The sequence below is a fragment of the Sphingobium sp. RSMS genome, from assembly GCF_005406185.4.
GTDB classification, from domain to species: domain Bacteria; phylum Pseudomonadota; class Alphaproteobacteria; order Sphingomonadales; family Sphingomonadaceae; genus Sphingobium; species Sphingobium fuliginis.
Window position 1 is genome coordinate 1,666,376 of sequence record NZ_CM191257.1, and the last position, 16,403, is coordinate 1,682,778.

Annotated in this window: 19 protein-coding genes; 12 read left to right on the forward strand and 7 right to left on the reverse strand. The window is 65.1% G+C overall.

Annotated features, from left to right (window positions below):
- Window positions 1-108: 108 nt before the first annotated feature.
- Window positions 109-869, forward strand: a protein-coding gene (locus EGM87_RS07740) for an IS5 family transposase (protein ID WP_099185988.1) whose coding sequence is annotated in 2 segments (ribosomal slippage) — window positions 109-433 and window positions 433-869 — 762 coding nt in all. Because the reading frame shifts where the segments join, the coding sequence is not laid out codon by codon here.
- Window positions 870-887: 18 nt separating this feature from the next.
- Here EGM87_RS07740 and EGM87_RS07745 read toward each other — a convergent pair.
- The 3 genes from EGM87_RS07745 to epsC form a co-directional block, all read right to left on the reverse strand.
- On the reverse strand, window positions 888-1,820 hold the full coding sequence (locus EGM87_RS07745) for an NAD(P)H-dependent flavin oxidoreductase (protein WP_044662490.1): 933 nt from the start codon (window positions 1,818-1,820) through the stop codon (window positions 888-890).
- Between the two features lie 293 nt (window positions 1,821-2,113).
- A complete protein-coding gene (locus EGM87_RS07750) occupies window positions 2,114-2,473 on the reverse strand; it encodes a DUF2794 domain-containing protein (protein WP_044662491.1) in 360 nt (119 codons plus the stop codon).
- Window positions 2,473-3,183, reverse strand: coding sequence for a serine O-acetyltransferase EpsC (gene epsC, locus EGM87_RS07755; RefSeq protein WP_044662492.1), 711 nt, complete (start codon window positions 3,181-3,183; stop codon window positions 2,473-2,475). Before epsC ends, EGM87_RS07750 begins: the two co-directional genes overlap by 1 nt.
- 160 nt (window positions 3,184-3,343) lie before the next feature.
- Between epsC and EGM87_RS07760 the strand changes: the two genes are divergently transcribed.
- A complete protein-coding gene (locus tag EGM87_RS07760; RefSeq protein WP_044662493.1) occupies window positions 3,344-4,117 on the forward strand; it encodes a sulfite exporter TauE/SafE family protein in 774 nt (257 codons plus the stop codon).
- Between the two features lie 39 nt (window positions 4,118-4,156).
- Window positions 4,157-5,083 (forward strand): hydrogen peroxide-inducible genes activator, encoded by a 927-nt coding sequence (locus EGM87_RS07765; protein WP_025550038.1) that lies wholly within the window; start codon window positions 4,157-4,159, stop codon window positions 5,081-5,083.
- A 78-nt stretch (window positions 5,084-5,161) separates the two neighbouring features.
- On the opposite strand, the gene EGM87_RS07770 is transcribed toward EGM87_RS07765, so the two are convergent.
- From EGM87_RS07770 to pgsA, 3 genes are read right to left on the reverse strand one after another with little or no spacing between them, the layout of a single operon-like run.
- Window positions 5,162-5,602 carry a molybdenum cofactor biosynthesis protein MoaE gene (locus EGM87_RS07770; RefSeq protein WP_044662494.1) on the reverse strand — a complete coding sequence of 147 codons (441 nt, stop codon included), beginning with the start codon at window positions 5,600-5,602 and terminating at the stop codon, window positions 5,162-5,164.
- Window positions 5,599-5,859 (reverse strand): molybdopterin converting factor subunit 1, encoded by a 261-nt coding sequence (gene moaD, locus EGM87_RS07775; protein WP_044662495.1) that lies wholly within the window; start codon window positions 5,857-5,859, stop codon window positions 5,599-5,601. Before moaD ends, EGM87_RS07770 begins: the two co-directional genes overlap by 4 nt.
- A gap of 3 nt (window positions 5,860-5,862) precedes the next feature.
- Window positions 5,863-6,426, reverse strand: a complete 564-nt coding sequence (pgsA, locus tag EGM87_RS07780; RefSeq protein ID WP_025550041.1) for a CDP-diacylglycerol--glycerol-3-phosphate 3-phosphatidyltransferase — start codon at window positions 6,424-6,426, stop codon at window positions 5,863-5,865.
- Between the two features lie 155 nt (window positions 6,427-6,581).
- On the opposite strand from pgsA, the gene EGM87_RS07785 reads away from it, so the two are divergent.
- Window positions 6,582-7,877: an MFS transporter gene (locus EGM87_RS07785; protein WP_044662496.1), complete on the forward strand. Its 1,296-nt coding sequence runs from the start codon at window positions 6,582-6,584 to the stop codon at window positions 7,875-7,877.
- A 24-nt stretch (window positions 7,878-7,901) separates the two neighbouring features.
- Here EGM87_RS07785 and EGM87_RS07790 read toward each other — a convergent pair whose 3' ends face one another.
- Window positions 7,902-8,102, reverse strand: coding sequence for a hypothetical protein (locus EGM87_RS07790; RefSeq protein ID WP_025550043.1), 201 nt, complete (start codon window positions 8,100-8,102; stop codon window positions 7,902-7,904).
- A gap of 109 nt (window positions 8,103-8,211) precedes the next feature.
- Between EGM87_RS07790 and EGM87_RS07795 the strand changes: the two genes are divergently transcribed.
- From EGM87_RS07795 to EGM87_RS07830, 8 genes are all read left to right on the forward strand, one after another.
- A complete protein-coding gene (locus tag EGM87_RS07795) occupies window positions 8,212-10,302 on the forward strand; it encodes a transglycosylase domain-containing protein (RefSeq protein WP_044662497.1) in 2,091 nt (696 codons plus the stop codon).
- Window positions 10,303-10,420: 118 nt separating this feature from the next.
- Window positions 10,421-10,843, forward strand: coding sequence for an iron-sulfur cluster assembly scaffold protein (locus EGM87_RS07800; RefSeq protein WP_025550045.1), 423 nt, complete (start codon window positions 10,421-10,423; stop codon window positions 10,841-10,843).
- Entirely contained in the window at window positions 10,843-12,663 is a 1,821-nt protein-coding gene (locus EGM87_RS07805; RefSeq protein ID WP_044662498.1) for a monovalent cation:proton antiporter-2 (CPA2) family protein, read from the forward strand. Before EGM87_RS07800 ends, EGM87_RS07805 begins: the two co-directional genes overlap by 1 nt.
- Window positions 12,660-12,986, forward strand: coding sequence for a DUF423 domain-containing protein (locus EGM87_RS07810; RefSeq protein ID WP_025550047.1), 327 nt, complete (start codon window positions 12,660-12,662; stop codon window positions 12,984-12,986). Before EGM87_RS07805 ends, EGM87_RS07810 begins: the two co-directional genes overlap by 4 nt.
- 52 nt (window positions 12,987-13,038) lie before the next feature.
- Window positions 13,039-13,509: a Fur family transcriptional regulator gene (locus EGM87_RS07815; protein ID WP_025550048.1), complete on the forward strand. Its 471-nt coding sequence runs from the start codon at window positions 13,039-13,041 to the stop codon at window positions 13,507-13,509.
- A gap of 106 nt (window positions 13,510-13,615) precedes the next feature.
- Window positions 13,616-15,550 carry a 1-deoxy-D-xylulose-5-phosphate synthase gene (gene dxs, locus EGM87_RS07820; protein WP_170825588.1) on the forward strand — a complete coding sequence of 645 codons (1,935 nt, stop codon included), beginning with the start codon at window positions 13,616-13,618 and terminating at the stop codon, window positions 15,548-15,550.
- A gap of 65 nt (window positions 15,551-15,615) precedes the next feature.
- Window positions 15,616-16,071 (forward strand): SRPBCC family protein, encoded by a 456-nt coding sequence (locus tag EGM87_RS07825; protein WP_044663173.1) that lies wholly within the window; start codon window positions 15,616-15,618, stop codon window positions 16,069-16,071.
- Entirely contained in the window at window positions 16,058-16,387 is a 330-nt protein-coding gene (locus EGM87_RS07830; RefSeq protein WP_044662499.1) for an ArsR/SmtB family transcription factor, read from the forward strand. Before EGM87_RS07825 ends, EGM87_RS07830 begins: the two co-directional genes overlap by 14 nt.
- The last annotated feature ends 16 nt before the right edge of the window (window positions 16,388-16,403 follow it).

Sequence of the window (16,403 nt, forward strand, 5' to 3'; positions counted from 1 at the left end):
GTCAGCAGATGATTCCATCTGCTTGGAAAACGCTCTAGGCCGTAGTGACATTTTAGGGATTCACGACGGTTTGGATTTGTGATTCAAGGCTGGCTTTTGGAGGCTGGCGTGGAAGGCGAAGTGCTGCGGGATGATCAGTGGGAGCGGCTGCGGGAGTTCGTTCCGGGCGGGCGCAAGGGCAAGCGCGGTCCTCGCAGTGACGGACGGTTGTTTCTTGACGCCTTGCTCTGGCTGGCGCGTTCAGGGGGACGCTGGCGCGATCTACCGGAGAAGTTCGGTCCCTATCAGACCGCCAAGCGGCGTTATTATCGCTGGGTCGAGCAAGGCGTGATCGACCGGATCTTCGAGGCTGTGTCGGATGATCCCGACATCGAATGGCTGGCGATCGATGCGACGGTGATCCGCGCCCAGGCCCAGGCGGCTGGGGCACGGGTAAAAAGGGGGGCGCTCAAGCCCAGGCTCTCGGGCGCTCGCGAGGCGGGTTCGGCACCAAGATCCATGCCGTAGTCGATGCCTTGGGCTTGCCGATCCGCTTCATCCTCGGCCCCGGACAGCAAAACGACATGGCGCCCGCCTGCGATCTGATCCGCGGCATCCCGGCTGGCAAGGTTCTGGCTGATCGGGCCTATGACGCCGACAGTTTGCACGATCTCATCTACGAGCAAGGCGGCGAGCCGGTCATCCCACCTCGCCGCCATCGCAAATATCAGCACCACTATGATCGCATCGCCTACAAACAGCGTTGGGGCATCGAGGGCTTCTTCGCCAAGCTCAAGCAGTGGCGCCGTATCGCAACACGCTATGACAAACTCGCCGCAAACTTCCTCGGCTTCGTCAAACTCGCCAGCATCATGCTATGGCTCAAATGATTAAATCGTCACTACTGCCTAGGCTCCGAAGGCGGCGACGGCTGCCTGATATTCCGATTTCAGTTGCGCGATGAAGGTCGTGGCGGACTGAACCTTGCGGATCGCGCCGATCCCCTGACCCGCGCCCCAGACATCGCGCCACGCCTTCTTGTCGCCGCCCGCGTCGCTGGAGAAATCCATTTCCGACGCCTTGGGCAGCTTGTCGGCGTCCAGACCTGCCGCGGCGATGCTGGGGCGCAGATAATTGCCGAGCACGCCGGTGAAATAATCCGAATAGACGATGTCCGCCGCGCCGCTGTCGACGATCATCTGCTTATAGGCCGGTTCGGCATTGGCCTCCTCCGTCGCGATGAAGGGGGAACCCATATAGGCGAAGTCAGCCCCCATCATCCGCGCGGCCGCGATCGACCGGCCCGTGGCGATCGCGCCCGACAAGGCCAGCGGCCCGTCGAACCAGGCCCGGATTTCCTCCACCAGCGCGAAGGGCGACAGGGTGCCGGCATGCCCGCCCGCCCCCGCCGCGACGGCGATCAGGCCATCCGCGCCTTTCTCGATCGCCTTGCGCGCGAAGACATTGTTGATGACGTCGTGCAGCACGATGCCCCCATAGCTGTGCACCGCCCGGTTCACATCCTCCCGCGCGCCCAGCGACGTGATCACGATGGGCACGCGATATTTGACGCAGAGGGCGAGATCCTCCTCCAGCCGGCTGTTGGTCCTGTGCACGATCAGGTTGACCGCGAAGGGGGCGTCCCTGTCCGTCAGCGCCTCGTTCAATTGCTGGAGCCATTGTTCGAATACCCCGGACGGACGGGCATTGAGCGAGGGAAAGGAACCCACGATCCCGGCACGGCACTGGGCGATCACCAGCGCAGGCTGGGAGATGATGAACATCGGCGAACCGATCAACGGCAGGGACAAACGGCCTTCCAAAAATGCCGGCAAGCTCATGGGCGAAGCCTCTCCTTCATGATTTCCAGGACGGCGCTATCATTTACACGGGCGGCTAAAAAGGCGGAATCTTGGCGCGGTTGGCGGGAGAGCGGCATCTTCCGCAATGCCGTAGGGTCAAGGATGATCGCTCTTCTGATGATTACGGTCCTGCCGAACCGGAAATCGCAGGGTTTGGCGGGAAGGATCAATAAGGGACGTCAGGCACATGATGCTCCCGCGAAGGCAGGAGCCATGGCGGGACCGCCAACGTCCGCCCCCTACCCGCCATGCCCTGGCGGGGCGCGGGGGCGTCAATCCCCCACGATCTTGAGCAGCCGCCGTTCCACCGGCGCGAGTATCCCCTGCAGTTCCGCGCCGCGCTTCAACACGTGCCCGGCCTCCCCGATCAGCGCCCACATGCCCTGGCGGTTGCGCAGGGAGGGGCGTTTTTCGATGCGGAATTCCGGCCGCTCGGCGGAGCGGCGGAAGGCGGAGAAGATCGCGGCTTCGCGCCCCAGGTCGATGGCATAGTCGCGCCAATGGCCCGCCGCGACCATGCGGCCGTAAAGATCCATGATCCGCTGGAGTTCGAGACGATCGAAACCGGTCTGACTGGCCGCCCCCCTTGCACCCTGGGCCGCTTGCGACGGGAACGGCGTCACGTTGCTCATCAGGCGCGGCCACGCTCCTTGACCAGGCGAACGTCATCCACGGGCGCACCGCCCCGTTCGGCAAGCAGTTCGGCCACGCGCTTCTGCAACTGGTCGATTTCAAGCTGGAGCAGTTCCAGCTTCTGCTTTTCCGGATCGACGCAGTCGGAGCATGGCGTGCCATAGGGCAGGAATTCGCGCTGATAGGCCGTCACGTCGACCAGCATGGGCCGCGCGGGAATGCCGACCATGGTCGCGCCTTCCTTCACATCCTTGGTCACCACGGCATTGGCGCCGATGCGGGCGCGGGCGCCGACGCGGACGGGGCCCAGAACCTGAGCGCCGGAACCGACGATCACGCCGTCTTCCAGTGTCGGATGGCGCTTGCCCGCGATGCCGTTGGCGGGATCGGTCCCGCCCAGCGTCACGTTCTGATAGAGGGTGACGTCGTTCCCGATCTCCGCCGTCTCCCCGATCACGGTGAAGCCATGGTCGATGAAGAAGCGCTTGCCGATGCGGGCGCCGGGATGAATGTCGTTGCCGGTCAGGAATCGCGAAAAATGATTCACCGCACGGGCCAGGAAATAGAGCCGCGCGCGGTAGAGGCGGTGCGCCACGCGGTGGAAAGCCAGCGACCAGACGCCCGGATAGAGCAGGATTTCAGCGCGCGAGCGCGGGGCAGGGTCGCGTGATTTGACCGAGTCCAGATAAGCAATAAGATTGCGCAGCATGAAGCGCCCCTGATGAAACCGACCAGACGGTACATAAGCGCAAAAGGATGAATTTTCCAGATGGCGGGCTATTTCGGCTTCGCCCGATAAAACAGAAAGTTTCTTGGCGGCCCGTGATATACCAATCAAGGCGGTAGACAATCATAACAGGAACCAATGAATGATCGACATCTTTATCGCCCATTTCGGCGAAATCCTGCCTTTCATTCTCATCGGTTTCGGCGCCCAGATGATCGACGGCGCTTTGGGCATGGCCTATGGCGTCATTTCCAGCACGCTGCTTCTGGCGCTCGGCGTGCCGCCCAGCAGGGCATCGGCCAGCGTCCATGCGGCGGAAACCTTCACCACCGGGGTGTCGGCCATCAGCCACATCATCCATCGCAATGTCGACTGGCGCCTGTTCGCGCGCCTCATCATTCCGGGCGTGATCGGCGGGGTGGCGGGCGCCTATCTCCTGTCCAATGTGGACGGGGCGATGATCAAGCCGTTCGTCCAGGCCTATCTGACGGCCATCGGCATCTATCTGGTGTGGCGGGGCTTTCATTATCCGCCCCAGGCGCGCAACCCCAAATGGGTGGGGCCCCTGGGCCTGGTCGGCGGCTTCATGGACGCCACCGGCGGCGGCGGCTGGGGGCCCGTGGTGACGTCGAACCTGCTGATCCAGGGGTCTAGCCCCCGGCACACCATCGGCACGGTCAACAGCGTCGAATTCATCCTGACCACCTCCATCAGCATCACATTCCTGCTGCATCTGGGGTGGGAAACCTTCACCACCTACACGGTCGGCCTGCTGATCGGCGGCGTGATCGCGGCCCCGTTCGGCGCGATGCTGGCCCGGCACGTCTCGCCCCGGACGCTGTTCATCGCCGTGGGATCGATCCTGACCCTCACATCCTTGTTCGGCGTGGCCAAATGGCTTGGATATATCGGCTAAGACAATTATATTGGGCTTTCCAATCGAGGAAGGCGATCAATGTCGAGTTACATGCCGACGCTCAAGCAGCTGCAATATCTGGTGGCGCTGAAGGAGCATGGCCATTTCGGCAAGGCGGCGGATAGCTGCTTCGTCACCCAGTCGACGCTGTCGGCCGGCATTCGCGAGCTGGAATCGCTGATCGGCATCACGCTGGTCGAGCGGACGCGCCGGGTGGTGCGGTTCACCGCCCTGGGCGACCGCATCGTGGAAAAGGCGCACCGGGTGCTGCGCGAAGCCGAAGAACTGGCCGCCATTGCCGAAGCGTCGGGAAAGCCGCTGACCGGCGAACTGCGGATGAGCGTCATTCCCACCATCGCGCCCTTCCTGCTCCCTCGCCTGCTGCCCAGGTTGCGGGGCGAACGGCCGGAACTGAAGCTGTACCTGCGGGAGGAAACGACGCAGGCCGCCATCGAATCGCTGCGGCACGGCAATGTGGATTGCGTGCTGCTCGCCCTGCCCTTTCCCACCGGCGAGCTGGACAGCGAATTTCTGTTCCAGGACCGGCTTTATGTCGCCTTTCCCCGGGACGATCCGCGCGATCCGCCCGAATGGATCGCGCCGGAAATGATCGATGAAACCAAGCTGCTGCTGCTGGAGGATGGGCACTGCCTGAAGGATCACGCGCTGGCCGCGTGCAACCGGCCGGAAATCCGGGCGAGCGCCATGATGATGGGCACGTCGTTGCATACGCTGGTGCAGATGGTGGACAATGGCCTGGGCATGACGATCATGCCGGAAATGGCGATTGCGAGCGGCCTGCTCGACCATACGCAGATCACCGCCCGGCCGCTCCGGTCGGAACGGGCCCATCGCGACATCGCCCTGGTGTGGCGCAAGAACAGCCCGCGCGACAAGGAATTCCGGCTGCTGGCGGAATTGCTGCGCGACGCGGCGGACTTGCCGGAGGTCAGCGCGGCGGCCTAGGCTCAGGACCCATTGGCGGGCGATGGCTGGAGAGAAACATGCTGTTCCCGCAAAAGCGGGAACAGGGCAGATTTTTGCTCAACGCTTCCAGCTCTCGGCCTTCGCATCATCCTCGACGCGGGCTTCGACCCATTCCGTCCGGTCCGCGAAATGTTCCTTCTTCCAGAAGGGCGCCCGGGATTTCAGCCAGTCGATGAGGAAGGCGCAAGCCTCCAGCGCGGCGGTGCGGTGGCGCGACGCCGTGCCGACGAACACGATGCGCTCGCCCGGTTCCAGCCGACCGAAGCGATGGATCACCCGAACCCCCAGCAGGGGCCAGCGGTCGCTCGCCTCCGCGACGATGCGTTCGACCTGCGCCATCGTCATCGCCGGATAATGTTCCAGTTCGAGCGCGACCAACCCGCCTTCCCCCCGAACGATGCCGGTGAAGCTGGCTACGCCGCCGCCGCCGCTGGCCTCCAATGCGGCCAGTTCCACCGCCGGATCGAAATCCTCGGCCTGGATGGAGACGCGGTTCATCCGCCCGTGACCGGCGGGAAGATCGCCAGTTCCTTCGCGTCCCCGATCGGGCTGTCCATCGGCACGAAATGCTGGTCCAGCGCCGCGCGCAGCCTGTCCGGCCGGGCGAACGCCTCGGCATAACCGCCGCCCCGCGCGGCCAGCGCGGCGATCAACGTGGCGACGGTGGCATCGGCGGCAGGCCGCTCCACCCGCTCCTCATCCCGGCCGATGGCCTCCCGGACCCAGGCGAAATAGACGAGCGTGAGGTCGGCCATGGTTCAATCCATATGCTTGATGCCGACGCGCAGATAGTCCCAGCCCGTGACCAGCGTCAGTATCGCCGCCGCCCAGAGCGTGGCGATGCCGACCAGTTGCACGAACGGAAATTGCGGTACGGCGCCGGCGAGAATCAGCGCGCCCAGCGCGATGAGCTGGAAGGTCGTCTTCCATTTGGCGAGGCGCGACACCGGCACGGAAACCTGGAGCCCGGCCAGGAATTCGCGCAGGCCCGAAACCGCGATCTCGCGCAGCAGGATGATCATCGCGGCGGCGATATGGATGCCCGAAATGTCGCGCGTGGCCGACAGCATCAGGATCACCGCCCCCACCATGATCTTGTCCGCTATGGGATCGAGGAAGATGCCCAGTTTCGATACGGCGCCCTGAGCGCGGGCGAGGTAGCCGTCGAAATAATCGGTGATCCCCATCAGGCAATATAGCGCGAAGGCCAGCATATAGCCGGTCGTCCAGCGCGCGCCGATCTCCGCCGGCCACAACAGGGCGACCAGCAGCGGCACGGTCAGGATGCGCGAAAGCGTCAGCAGATTGGGCAGCGTCAGCATGGCGGCGGACTGCCACAGTCGGGGCCGGCGCACAAGCGGATGCGCAACATGGGAGAGGACGGACGGCAAGGTTTCGCGCAGAGGGGTTGTGCTGACCCGTCTTCTATCGCTAGACCCCGCCACGCTCATCCACAGCGAAGAAGACCCCCTCGCCCATGCAAGCCTCTCTAAGGCTCCTCAACAAGCGACGTTTTCTGCCGCTTTTCATCACTCAGCTCCTTGGCGCCTTCAACGACAACCTGTTCAAGAACGCGATGGTGCTGTTCGTCGTCTATACCGTCTATAATGACGAGAAGTCGGAAACCTGGTTCAGCGCGCTGGCGACCGGCGTCTTCATCCTGCCCTTCTTCCTGATGTCCGCCCTGTCGGGCCAGCTGGCCGACCAGCGGGACAAGGCGGCGATCATCCGCATCGTCAAGGCCGCCGAAATCGTCATCATGGCGGTCGGCGCGGCCGGGCTGGCGCTGATCTGGAGCGGGATCGCGGTCCACCTGCTCGCCATTCCGCTGCTGCTGGTCGCGCTGTTCGCCATGGGGGTGCATTCGACCTTCTTCGGGCCGATCAAATATGCGATCCTACCCCAGCACCTGCATGACGAGGAAGTGCTGGGCGGAACCGGCCTGGTCGAGGCCGGAACCTATATCGCCATCCTTGCCGGGACCATATTGGCCGGGATTATCCCCGTGCAGGCGGCGGCGGTCTGCATCATCCTGACGGCGGTGATAGGCTGGCTGGCGGGGCGCAACGTGCCCCCCGCGCCGTCGCTGCTGGAGCGGCAACCGATCGATTTCCACATCATCCGATCCTCGATCGCGCTGGTGCGGGGAACGATGCACATCCGGCGGCTCTACCTCGCCATCATGGCGATCAGCTTTTTCTGGGCGGTCGGCACGGTGCTGTTCATCCAGTTCCCGCCGCTGGTCAAGAATGTGCTGAGCGCCGACAAATCCGTCGCCAGCCTGTTCCTGGGCATTTTTTCCATCGGCATCGCCATCGGGTCGGTGGCGATCAACCGGTTGCTGAGCGGCCATGTGTCGGCCCGATATGCGCCCGCCTCCGTCATCGGCATGGGGATCAGCATCGTCGCCTTCCACATCGTTTGCGACCTCTGGATGGCGGGATCGGATGGGAAGATGCTCTCGCTGGCGGGATTCCTCTATCACCCGCTGGCGATCCCGCTGTCGCTCTGCCTGCTCTGCGTGGCGACCTTCGGCGGGATGTTCGTGGTGCCGCTCTACGCCTTCCTCACCACGACGGTCGAAAAATGCGAGGCGGCGCGAACCGTCGCGGCGAACAATATCGTCAATTCAGGGGCGATGGTGCTGGGATCGCTGCTGACCATCAGCCTCAGCATCGCGGGCCTTTCCGTGGTGAACCAGTTGCTGCTGGTGGCGGCGCTGTGCCTGCCCTGCGCATGGATCGCCTGGACGCTGCACAAGGCATGCGATTGACGGTGCGTGGCTGATAAGAAGCGATTAAAAGATAAAGCTGTAGAAGGCCGTGAAGAAGGCACCGAAGCTCAGCACAAACAGTTTCCAGTCATTGTCGTCGGAAACCGGCGGGCGTTCGCGCGCGGCGGGGGCCGGTTCGACGACGCGCAGGACATGGCGCGGCAACCGCTGGCGGAACGGATGGCGCGCCGACTCGCTCGTCAGGACTAGAGGTCTGCTTCTCATGACGCACAGGTTAAGAGATTCTTTACCTTTTGGAATATCGCGATTTAAAGTTAACCCCCGATTGTCCCGCGACGGGACACGCTTGACCGTGTCAGGCAAATAACACAGCATGACCGAAGCGATGAAAGATCCCCTGCCCCTTTCCGACCCTGACGCCCTGCCCCGCGCCTTCGGCGCCGGACCGCCCAGCGCCTTCGCGCCGCCGCGGCCATGGAAGCGCCGGGTGCAGATAGCCGGATGGGTGGTCGCGGCGCTGCTGGCGCTGTTGATGATCCTCATCGCCTGGCTCGCGGTGACGGCGCCCATGTCCCGATCCCTGAAGCCCATCGCGCCCCCCAGCATCAGCCTGATGTCGGCGGACGGCCATCTGATCGCGCGGCGCGGCGCGATCATCGACAAGCCCGTCACCGTCGCGGCCCTGCCCAAGCATGTGCCGCAGGCCTTCATGGCGATCGAGGACCGGCGATTCTATGACCATTGGGGCGTCGATCCACGAGGCATAGCGCGGGCGGCCTGGCACAATCTCTGGTCCAGCGGCTCCTCCCAGGGCGGCAGCACGATCACGCAGCAGCTTGCCAAGGGCGTGTTCCTCTCCAGCGACCGGACCTTCGGGCGCAAGGCGCGGGAGGCGCTGATCGCCTTCTGGCTGGAGGCATGGCTGACCAAGGACCAGATATTGGAGCGCTATCTGTCCAACGTCTATTTCGGGGACAATGTCTATGGCCTGAGGGCCGCGTCCCTGCACTATTTCAACCGCCAGCCGGAACGGTTGACCATCCCCCAGGCGGCGATGCTGGCGGGGTTGCTGAAGGCGCCATCCCGCCTTGCGCCGACCACCAATTTGAAGGGCGCGCGCGACCGCGCCGCCCTGGTGACGCAGGCGATGGTCGAGGCAGGCTACATCACCAAGGCGGAACGCGACGCCCTGCCCCCGGCGCGGCTCAACGTGCATGAAGCGCCCGATCCGACCAGCGGCACCTATTTTGCGGACTGGGTGCTGCCGCAGGCGCGGGACAGGGCCGGCGCGGTCTATGGCGCGCAGAATGTGGCCACCACGCTCGACTGGCGCATCCAGCGGCTGGCGGAGGCCGCGATCCGCCGCGCCCCGCTGGGCAAGGCGCAGGCCGCCCTGGTCGCGATGAAGCCCGATGGCAGCGTGGTCGCGATGGTCGGCGGCAGGAATTACGGCGAAAGCGCCTTCAACCGCGCCGTCCAGGCGAAGCGGCAACCGGGTTCCACCTTCAAGCTGTTCGTCTATCTCGCCGCCTTCCGGGCCGGCATGACGCCCGACGACTTCATCGAGGACACGCCGATCACCACGGGCAGCTATCGCCCGGCCAATCATGGCGGCAAATATCGCGGGCGGATCACATTGCGGCAGGCCTTCGCCGCGTCCAGCAATGTTGCCGCGGTACGGCTGACGCAGAAGGTGGGCGTCGACAATGTCATCAAGGTGGCGCGCGATCTGGGCGTGACGGCCCCCTTGACGGAGGATTTGAGCCTGGCGCTCGGCACGTCGGAAATACCGCTCGTCGAACTGACGGAGGCTTATGCGGCGGTGGCGGCGGGCGCCTATCCGGTGCTGGCGCACGGCCTGCCGCCGGAGGAGCAGGGCTGGTTCGACCGGCTGATGAGCCGCCAGAAGCATTTCAGCGACGACCAGTTGGAGATGATCCGCGACCTCCTGTCCTCCGCCGCCAATCGCGGCACCGGCAGCGCGGCCGCGCTTCGCACCAGCACCTTCGGCAAGACGGGGACGACGCAGGACAGCCGCGACGCGATCTTCGTCGGCTATGCGGGCGGGCTGGTGACGGCGGTGTGGATCGGCAATGACGATAATACGCCCCTGCCCGGCGGCGCGGCGGGCGGCGGCGTGCCCGCCCGCATCTGGCGGACCTTCATGGCGGGCGCGATCAACGAGCCGGTCGAGGATGCGCCGGAGGAAAGCAGGGACAGCGATCTGGTCAACGCCATAGCCAATGTCGCGACGGAGGCCGGGCTCGGCAATATGAGCGTGGGCCTGGATACGGAGGGGGTGACGGTGAATATCGGCGGCGGCCAGCTTCGCCTGCCCATCGACCAGCCGCAGGGGCCGCCGCCCGGCGTGCCCGGACCGCAGCCGGGCGCACCGCAGCCGGGCGCGCCGCCGCCGCGCGTGATCGTTCCGGCCGGTCCCGGGACCACCGATCAACAGCCCTGATGGCGGCGGAATGGATGCGCGCCTGCCTGCGCCGCCACATGCAATATTTTCCCGGCAGCGCCATGCACGACCCCTTCCGCCCTTTCTCCTGAACGCATCCTGCCCTACATGGATCGGAATGAGCGCCCCCCTCTACAACAAGGACATTTTGCGGCTGGCCGCGAACATACCCCATCACAAGCGGCTGCCCGACGCGCAGGCCAGCGTCGAGAAGCGCTCGCCCACTTGCGGGTCGCGCGTGACCGCCGACGTCAGGATGGAAGATGGCCGGCTGGCCGATATGGGGCTGGACGTGAAGGCCTGCGCGCTGGGGCAGGCCTCCGCGGCGCTGATGGCCGCGCAGGCGATCGGCCTCACCGCCGGCGAACTGGCGGAGGCGCGGGACCGGCTGACCGCCTATCTGGCGGGGGAAAGCGATGAGCTGGATTTCTGGCCGGGGCTGGCCGTGCTCGCGCCCGCCCGCGATTATCCGGCCCGCCACGCCTCCATCCGGCTGGGCTTCGAAGCCATTGCCGAAGCCGCGCGCATGGCCGACGCCTGATGCAGGGGCAGACTGGGCCAACTGCTGCGGTACCTGTTTCCGCCACCGATATATTGTTGTCGGAAGGCGTGATCCTGCTGGGCGCGGCAGTGCTGTTCGTCATGCTGTTCCGTCGCCTTGGGCTGGGCGCCGTGCTGGGCTATCTGGTTGCGGGCGCTCTTGTGGGTCCGCAGGGCCTGAGGCTTGTTGGCGGAGCGGAATCGAAGCTCGCCATAGCCGAGATCGGCATCGTGCTGCTGCTGTTCCTGGTGGGCCTCGAACTGCATCCGGCCCGGCTCTGGCGGCTGAAGCGCGACATCTTCGCGCTCGGCATGGCGCAGGTGGTGCTGTGCGGATGCGCGCTGACGGCGATCATCTTCTACACGACCGGCTTCACCTGGGGGGCGGCCATTGCGCTGGGGCTGCCGCTGGCGCTTTCCTCCACGGCGCAGGTGCTGCCCGGCCTCAAGAGCAGCGGCCGGATCAATTCGCCCTTTGGTGAAAGGGTGTTCTCGATCCTGCTGTTCCAGGATCTTTCCATCGTCCCGCTGATCACCATCGTCGCCGCGCTGTCCCGCAACCCGGCCGATGCGGCCGGTCCGCCGGGATGGCTGATGGCGGGCTATACGGTGGCCGCCATCGCCGGGCTGGTCCTGACGGGCCGCTTCATCCTGCGCCCCCTGCTCCATCTGGTCGGGCGGCTGGGGGAGCGGGAGCTGTTCGTCGTCGTCGGCCTGTTCACCGTGCTGGCGGCGGCCGCGCTGATGCACGCGCTGCATCTTTCGACCGCCCTCGGCGCCTTCGTGGCGGGCGTGATGCTGGCCGATTCGCCCTATCGCCATGAGATAGAGGCGGATGTCGAACCCTTTCGCTCGATCCTGCTCGGCCTGTTCTTCCTGGCGGTCGGCATGGTGCTGGACCTGCATGCGGTGGCCGCCAATCCGCTGTTCGTCATCGGCATGGCGGCGATATTGGTGCTGACCAAGGCGGCGCTGATCACCGGCCTTGCCCGATTGTTCGGTATGGAATGGAACCAGGCCATCGGCTCCGGCCTGCTGCTGAGCCAGGGGGGCGAATTCGGCTTCGTGCTGTTCGCGCAGGCGCAGAGCGCCCTGCTGATCGCTCCCCAGGCCGCCAGCCTGTTCAGCGCCATCGTCACCTTCTCCATGGCGACGACGCCCTTCCTGATGCTGTTCGCGCGCAAGCTGGAATTCGCCAGGCCCAAGGCGAAGCCGGACCTGCCCACGCCCGAGGAGGCGCCGCGCGGCACGGCGATCATCGTCGGCTATGGCCGTTTCGGGCAGACCGTCGCGCAGATGCTGATGGGCCATGGCTTCGGCGTCGTGCTGATCGACAAGAAGCCGTCGCAGATCGAAGTGTCCAGCCGCTTCGACATGAAGGTCTATTATGGCGACGGCACGCGCATCGACCTGCTGCGCCGTTCTGGCGCGGAAGAGGCGCGGCTGATCGCCTTCTGCATCGACGATCCTTCGCTCGACGGGCGGGTGCTGGAACCGATAGCCGAGGCTTTTCCGCAGGCGGCGCTGGTGGTACGCGCCTTCGACCGGCGGCAGTTGCTGGCGCTCAAGGACATGGATCTGGCCGGCGTCGTGCGCGAAGTGTTCGAATCCGCCATCTGCATGGGCGTTCTGGCGATGCAGGCGCTTGGCGTTCCGCCGGAAGAGGTCGAGGAAGTGGAGCGTCAATATCGCCGCAATGACGAACAGCGCATGGCGCTCCAGATGGAGCATGGCAATCTGATGGCGGCGAAGGAGCTGATGTATCGGCCCGGCAGGCAAATGCGCCTGCTGGCGCGCGGCGATGGGGAGGAAGAGGCATGATCGCGGTTCTGGCTGCATTATCGGCGGCCGTGGCGATAGCGGCGGGTGCCTTCGGCGCGCATGGCGCGGCCAGCCCGCAGGCGGCGGAGTGGCTGCGCACCGGCGGGCTCTATCAGCTCGTCCATGCGGTGGGCGCGCTCGCCATCATGGGGGTGGCGCGGGGTCCGGCGGCGCTGCATCTTGGCGGAGCGGCGATCTTCGCCTTCACCCTCTACGCCATGGCCCTGGGCGCTCCCAAATGGCTGGGCGCGGTCACGCCCGTCGGAGGGACGCTGATGATCGCCGGCTGGATATGGGCGGCGTGGATCTACTGGCGCGGCTGACGGACCGCGCCCGCCACTTGCCCCCGCATTAACCCAGGCTTAGATTGAACCCATGGCCGACCATCATCATCACGACCATCACGAACCGTCGAGCGACAGTCTCGCGGATGCCGCCCGCGCCACGCTGGAGGCGAGCCAGGAACAATGGACGCCGATGCGCGCGGCCATTTTCGATGCGCTGGCGGCGGAGGAAACCCCCGCATCCGCCTATGACATAGCCGACAGCGTATCCAAAGCGCGGGGCAAGCGGGTGGCGCCCAACAGCGTCTATCGCATCCTCGACCTGTTCGTGAACAACAACATCGCGATGCGGGTGGAAAGCGCCAATGCCTATATCGCCAATGTGCATCCGGGCTGCCATCACGACTGCATCTTCCTGGTATGCACCCGCTGCAGGCAGGCGACGCATGTCGACGACGACAAGGTGACCGACAAGGTCCGCGCAGTGGCCCGGGGCGAGGGTTTTCAGCCGGATCGCCCCGTCATTGAGATATTGGGCATCTGCGCCAAATGCGCCGCGTGATGGCGTTGCGCTTTCGCCCGGAACGGCCCAGAGCATTTTCGAAGCGGATGCGATCTGCTGACTCGGAAAATGCGGCAAGCAGGGAACTTCCTGCGTTCGGGAGTCTATGTCTTTCATGAACGATCGTCCTTCCACCCCGCTGCTCGACCAGGTCGTCTGGCCGGCGGACCTGCGCAAGCTGCAACCGGGCCAGCTTCGGCAACTGGCCGACGAGCTGCGGCAGGAGGTGATTTCCGCCGTCGGCGTGACCGGCGGTCATCTGGGTTCCGGCCTGGGCGTGGTGGAACTGACGACCGCCATCCATTATGTGTTCGATACGCCGAACGACAGGCTGGTCTGGGACGTCGGCCATCAATGCTATCCGCACAAGATCCTGACCGGACGGCGCGACCGCATCCGCACGCTGCGTCAGGGCGGCGGCCTCAGCGGCTTCACCAAGCGGGCGGAGAGCGAGTTCGATCCCTTTGGCGCGGCGCATAGCTCGACCTCGATCAGCGCGGCTCTCGGCTTTGCCGTGGCGAACAGGATGAAGGGTCAGCCCGGCAAGGCGATCGCCGTCATTGGCGACGGCTCCATGTCGGCGGGCATGGCCTATGAGGCGATGAACAATGCGCGGGAGGCCGGAAACCGGCTGATCGTGATCCTGAACGACAACGACATGTCGATCGCGCCGCCGGTCGGCGGGCTGTCGGCCTATCTGGCGCGGCTGGTGTCGAGCCGGGAGTTCCTTGGCCTGCGCGACCTTGCCAAGCGGCTGGCCCGGCGGCTGCCCCGCCCCCTTCACAATGCGGCGCGCAAGACCGACGAGTTCGCGCGCGGCATGGCGATGGGCGGCACGCTGTTCGAGGAACTGGGCTTCTATTATGTCGGCCCCATCGATGGGCATAATCTCGACCAGTTGATCCCGGTGCTGGAGAATGTCCGCGATGCGGCGGAGGGGCCATGCCTCGTCCATGTCGTGACGCAGAAGGGCAAGGGCTATGCCCCGGCGGAGGCGGCGGCGGACAAATATCATGGCGTGCAGAAGTTCGACGTCATCACCGGCGCGCAGGCCAAGGCGCCTCCCGGTCCGCCCAGCTATACCGGCGTCTTCGCCCAGGCGCTGATCGCGGAGGCGGAACGCGACCCGGCGGTATGCGCGATCACCGCCGCCATGCCGTCGGGAACGGGGCTGGACAAGTTCGGCGCCGCCTTTCCCGACCGGACGTTCGACGTCGGCATTGCGGAACAGCATGCCGTGACCTTTGCCGCGGGGCTTGCCGCGCAGGGCATGCGCCCCTTCTGCGCCATCTATTCGACCTTCCTGCAACGCGCCTATGATCAGGTCGTCCATGACGTGGCGATCCAGAATCTGCCGGTGCGCTTCGCCATAGACCGGGCCGGGCTCGTCGGTGCCGACGGATCGACCCATGCGGGCAGTTTCGATGTGACCTATCTTGCCAGCCTGCCCAATTTCGTCGTCATGGCGGCAGCGGACGAGGCGGAACTGGTCCATATGGTCCACACCTGCGCCCTGCACGACGATGGGCCGATTGCGGTGCGCTACCCGCGCGGCAACGGCACGGGCGTCGCCCTGCCCGCCACGCCGGAAAGGCTGGAAATCGGCAAGGGCAGGATCGTGCGGGAAGGACGGCAGGTCGCGATCCTGTCTCTCGGAACCCGGCTGGAGGAGGCGCTGAAGGCGGCGGAAACGCTGGAGGCCAAGGGACTGTCCACGACCGTGGCCGACCTGCGCTTCGCCAAGCCGCTGGACGAAGCGCTGATCCGCAGGTTGCTGACCACGCATGAGGTTGCCGTCACCATAGAGGAAGGCTCGGTCGGCGGGCTGGGCGCGCATGTGCTGACATTGGCAAGCGATCAGGGGTTGATCGACAACGGTCTCAAGCTGCGCACCATGCGCCTGCCCGACATCTTCCAGGATCAGGACAAGCCGGAAAAGCAATATGCCGACGCCCGCCTGGACGCGAGCGCCATAGTCGACACGGTGCTGACGGCCCTGCGTCATAACAGCGCCGGGATCGGAACCGAAGTCCGGGCATAATAAGCAACCAAAAGGTTGCATGATGGAAGTTATGAGTGCATATGGGCAATCCGGAGGTTGCCTATATGCCTGATTCCATCGCCAAGACCATCGAGATCGCCGCCCCTGTCGAAAGGGTGTGGGACGCGCTGATCGATCATGAGAAGTTCGGAAGCTGGTTCCGGGTCGCTCTCGATCACCCCTTTGCCGTGGGGGCGGCTTCGACCGGATATATGACCTATCCGGGATATGAGGATTATCGCTGGGAAGCGCGGGTCGTGGCGATCGAGCCGATGACGCGCTTCGCCTATGAATGGCCGGCGACCGGCGGCGACAAGGAATTGATGGAAAGCGGTGTGGCCGTATCCGAATGGACGCTGGTCGAATTCATGCTGGAGCCGACCGCCCTGGGCACCCGGCTGACGGTCACGGAAAGCGGCTTCGACAAGGTTCCCGAACCCCGGCGAAGCAATGTCATGCGGGATAATGAAGGCGGCTGGGCGGAGCAGGTGAAGAATATTCGCGACTATGCCGAGCATTGACGCTGCCCCAGCCCGACTTTTCGCGGCCTTGGGAGATGCGACGCGGCTGGGCATGATCGGGCGGCTTGCCGATGGCGGAGAGCGTTCGATCGGTCAGTTGGGCCATGGGTTGCCGATCAGCCGCCAGGCGGTGGCCAAGCATCTGGATGTGCTGCTTGGCGCCGGACTCGTCACGCGGACCAGGGCCGGGCGCGAGGCGCTGTTCAGCCTGCGGCCCGAGGGTGTCGCAGAGGCCAGGGACTGGCTCGCCAAGGTCGGCAGTCAATGGGATGGGACTTTGGGCCGGCTCAAGGATTTCGTCGAAAGCCAGCCCTGAATTCCGGTTTTTCCGA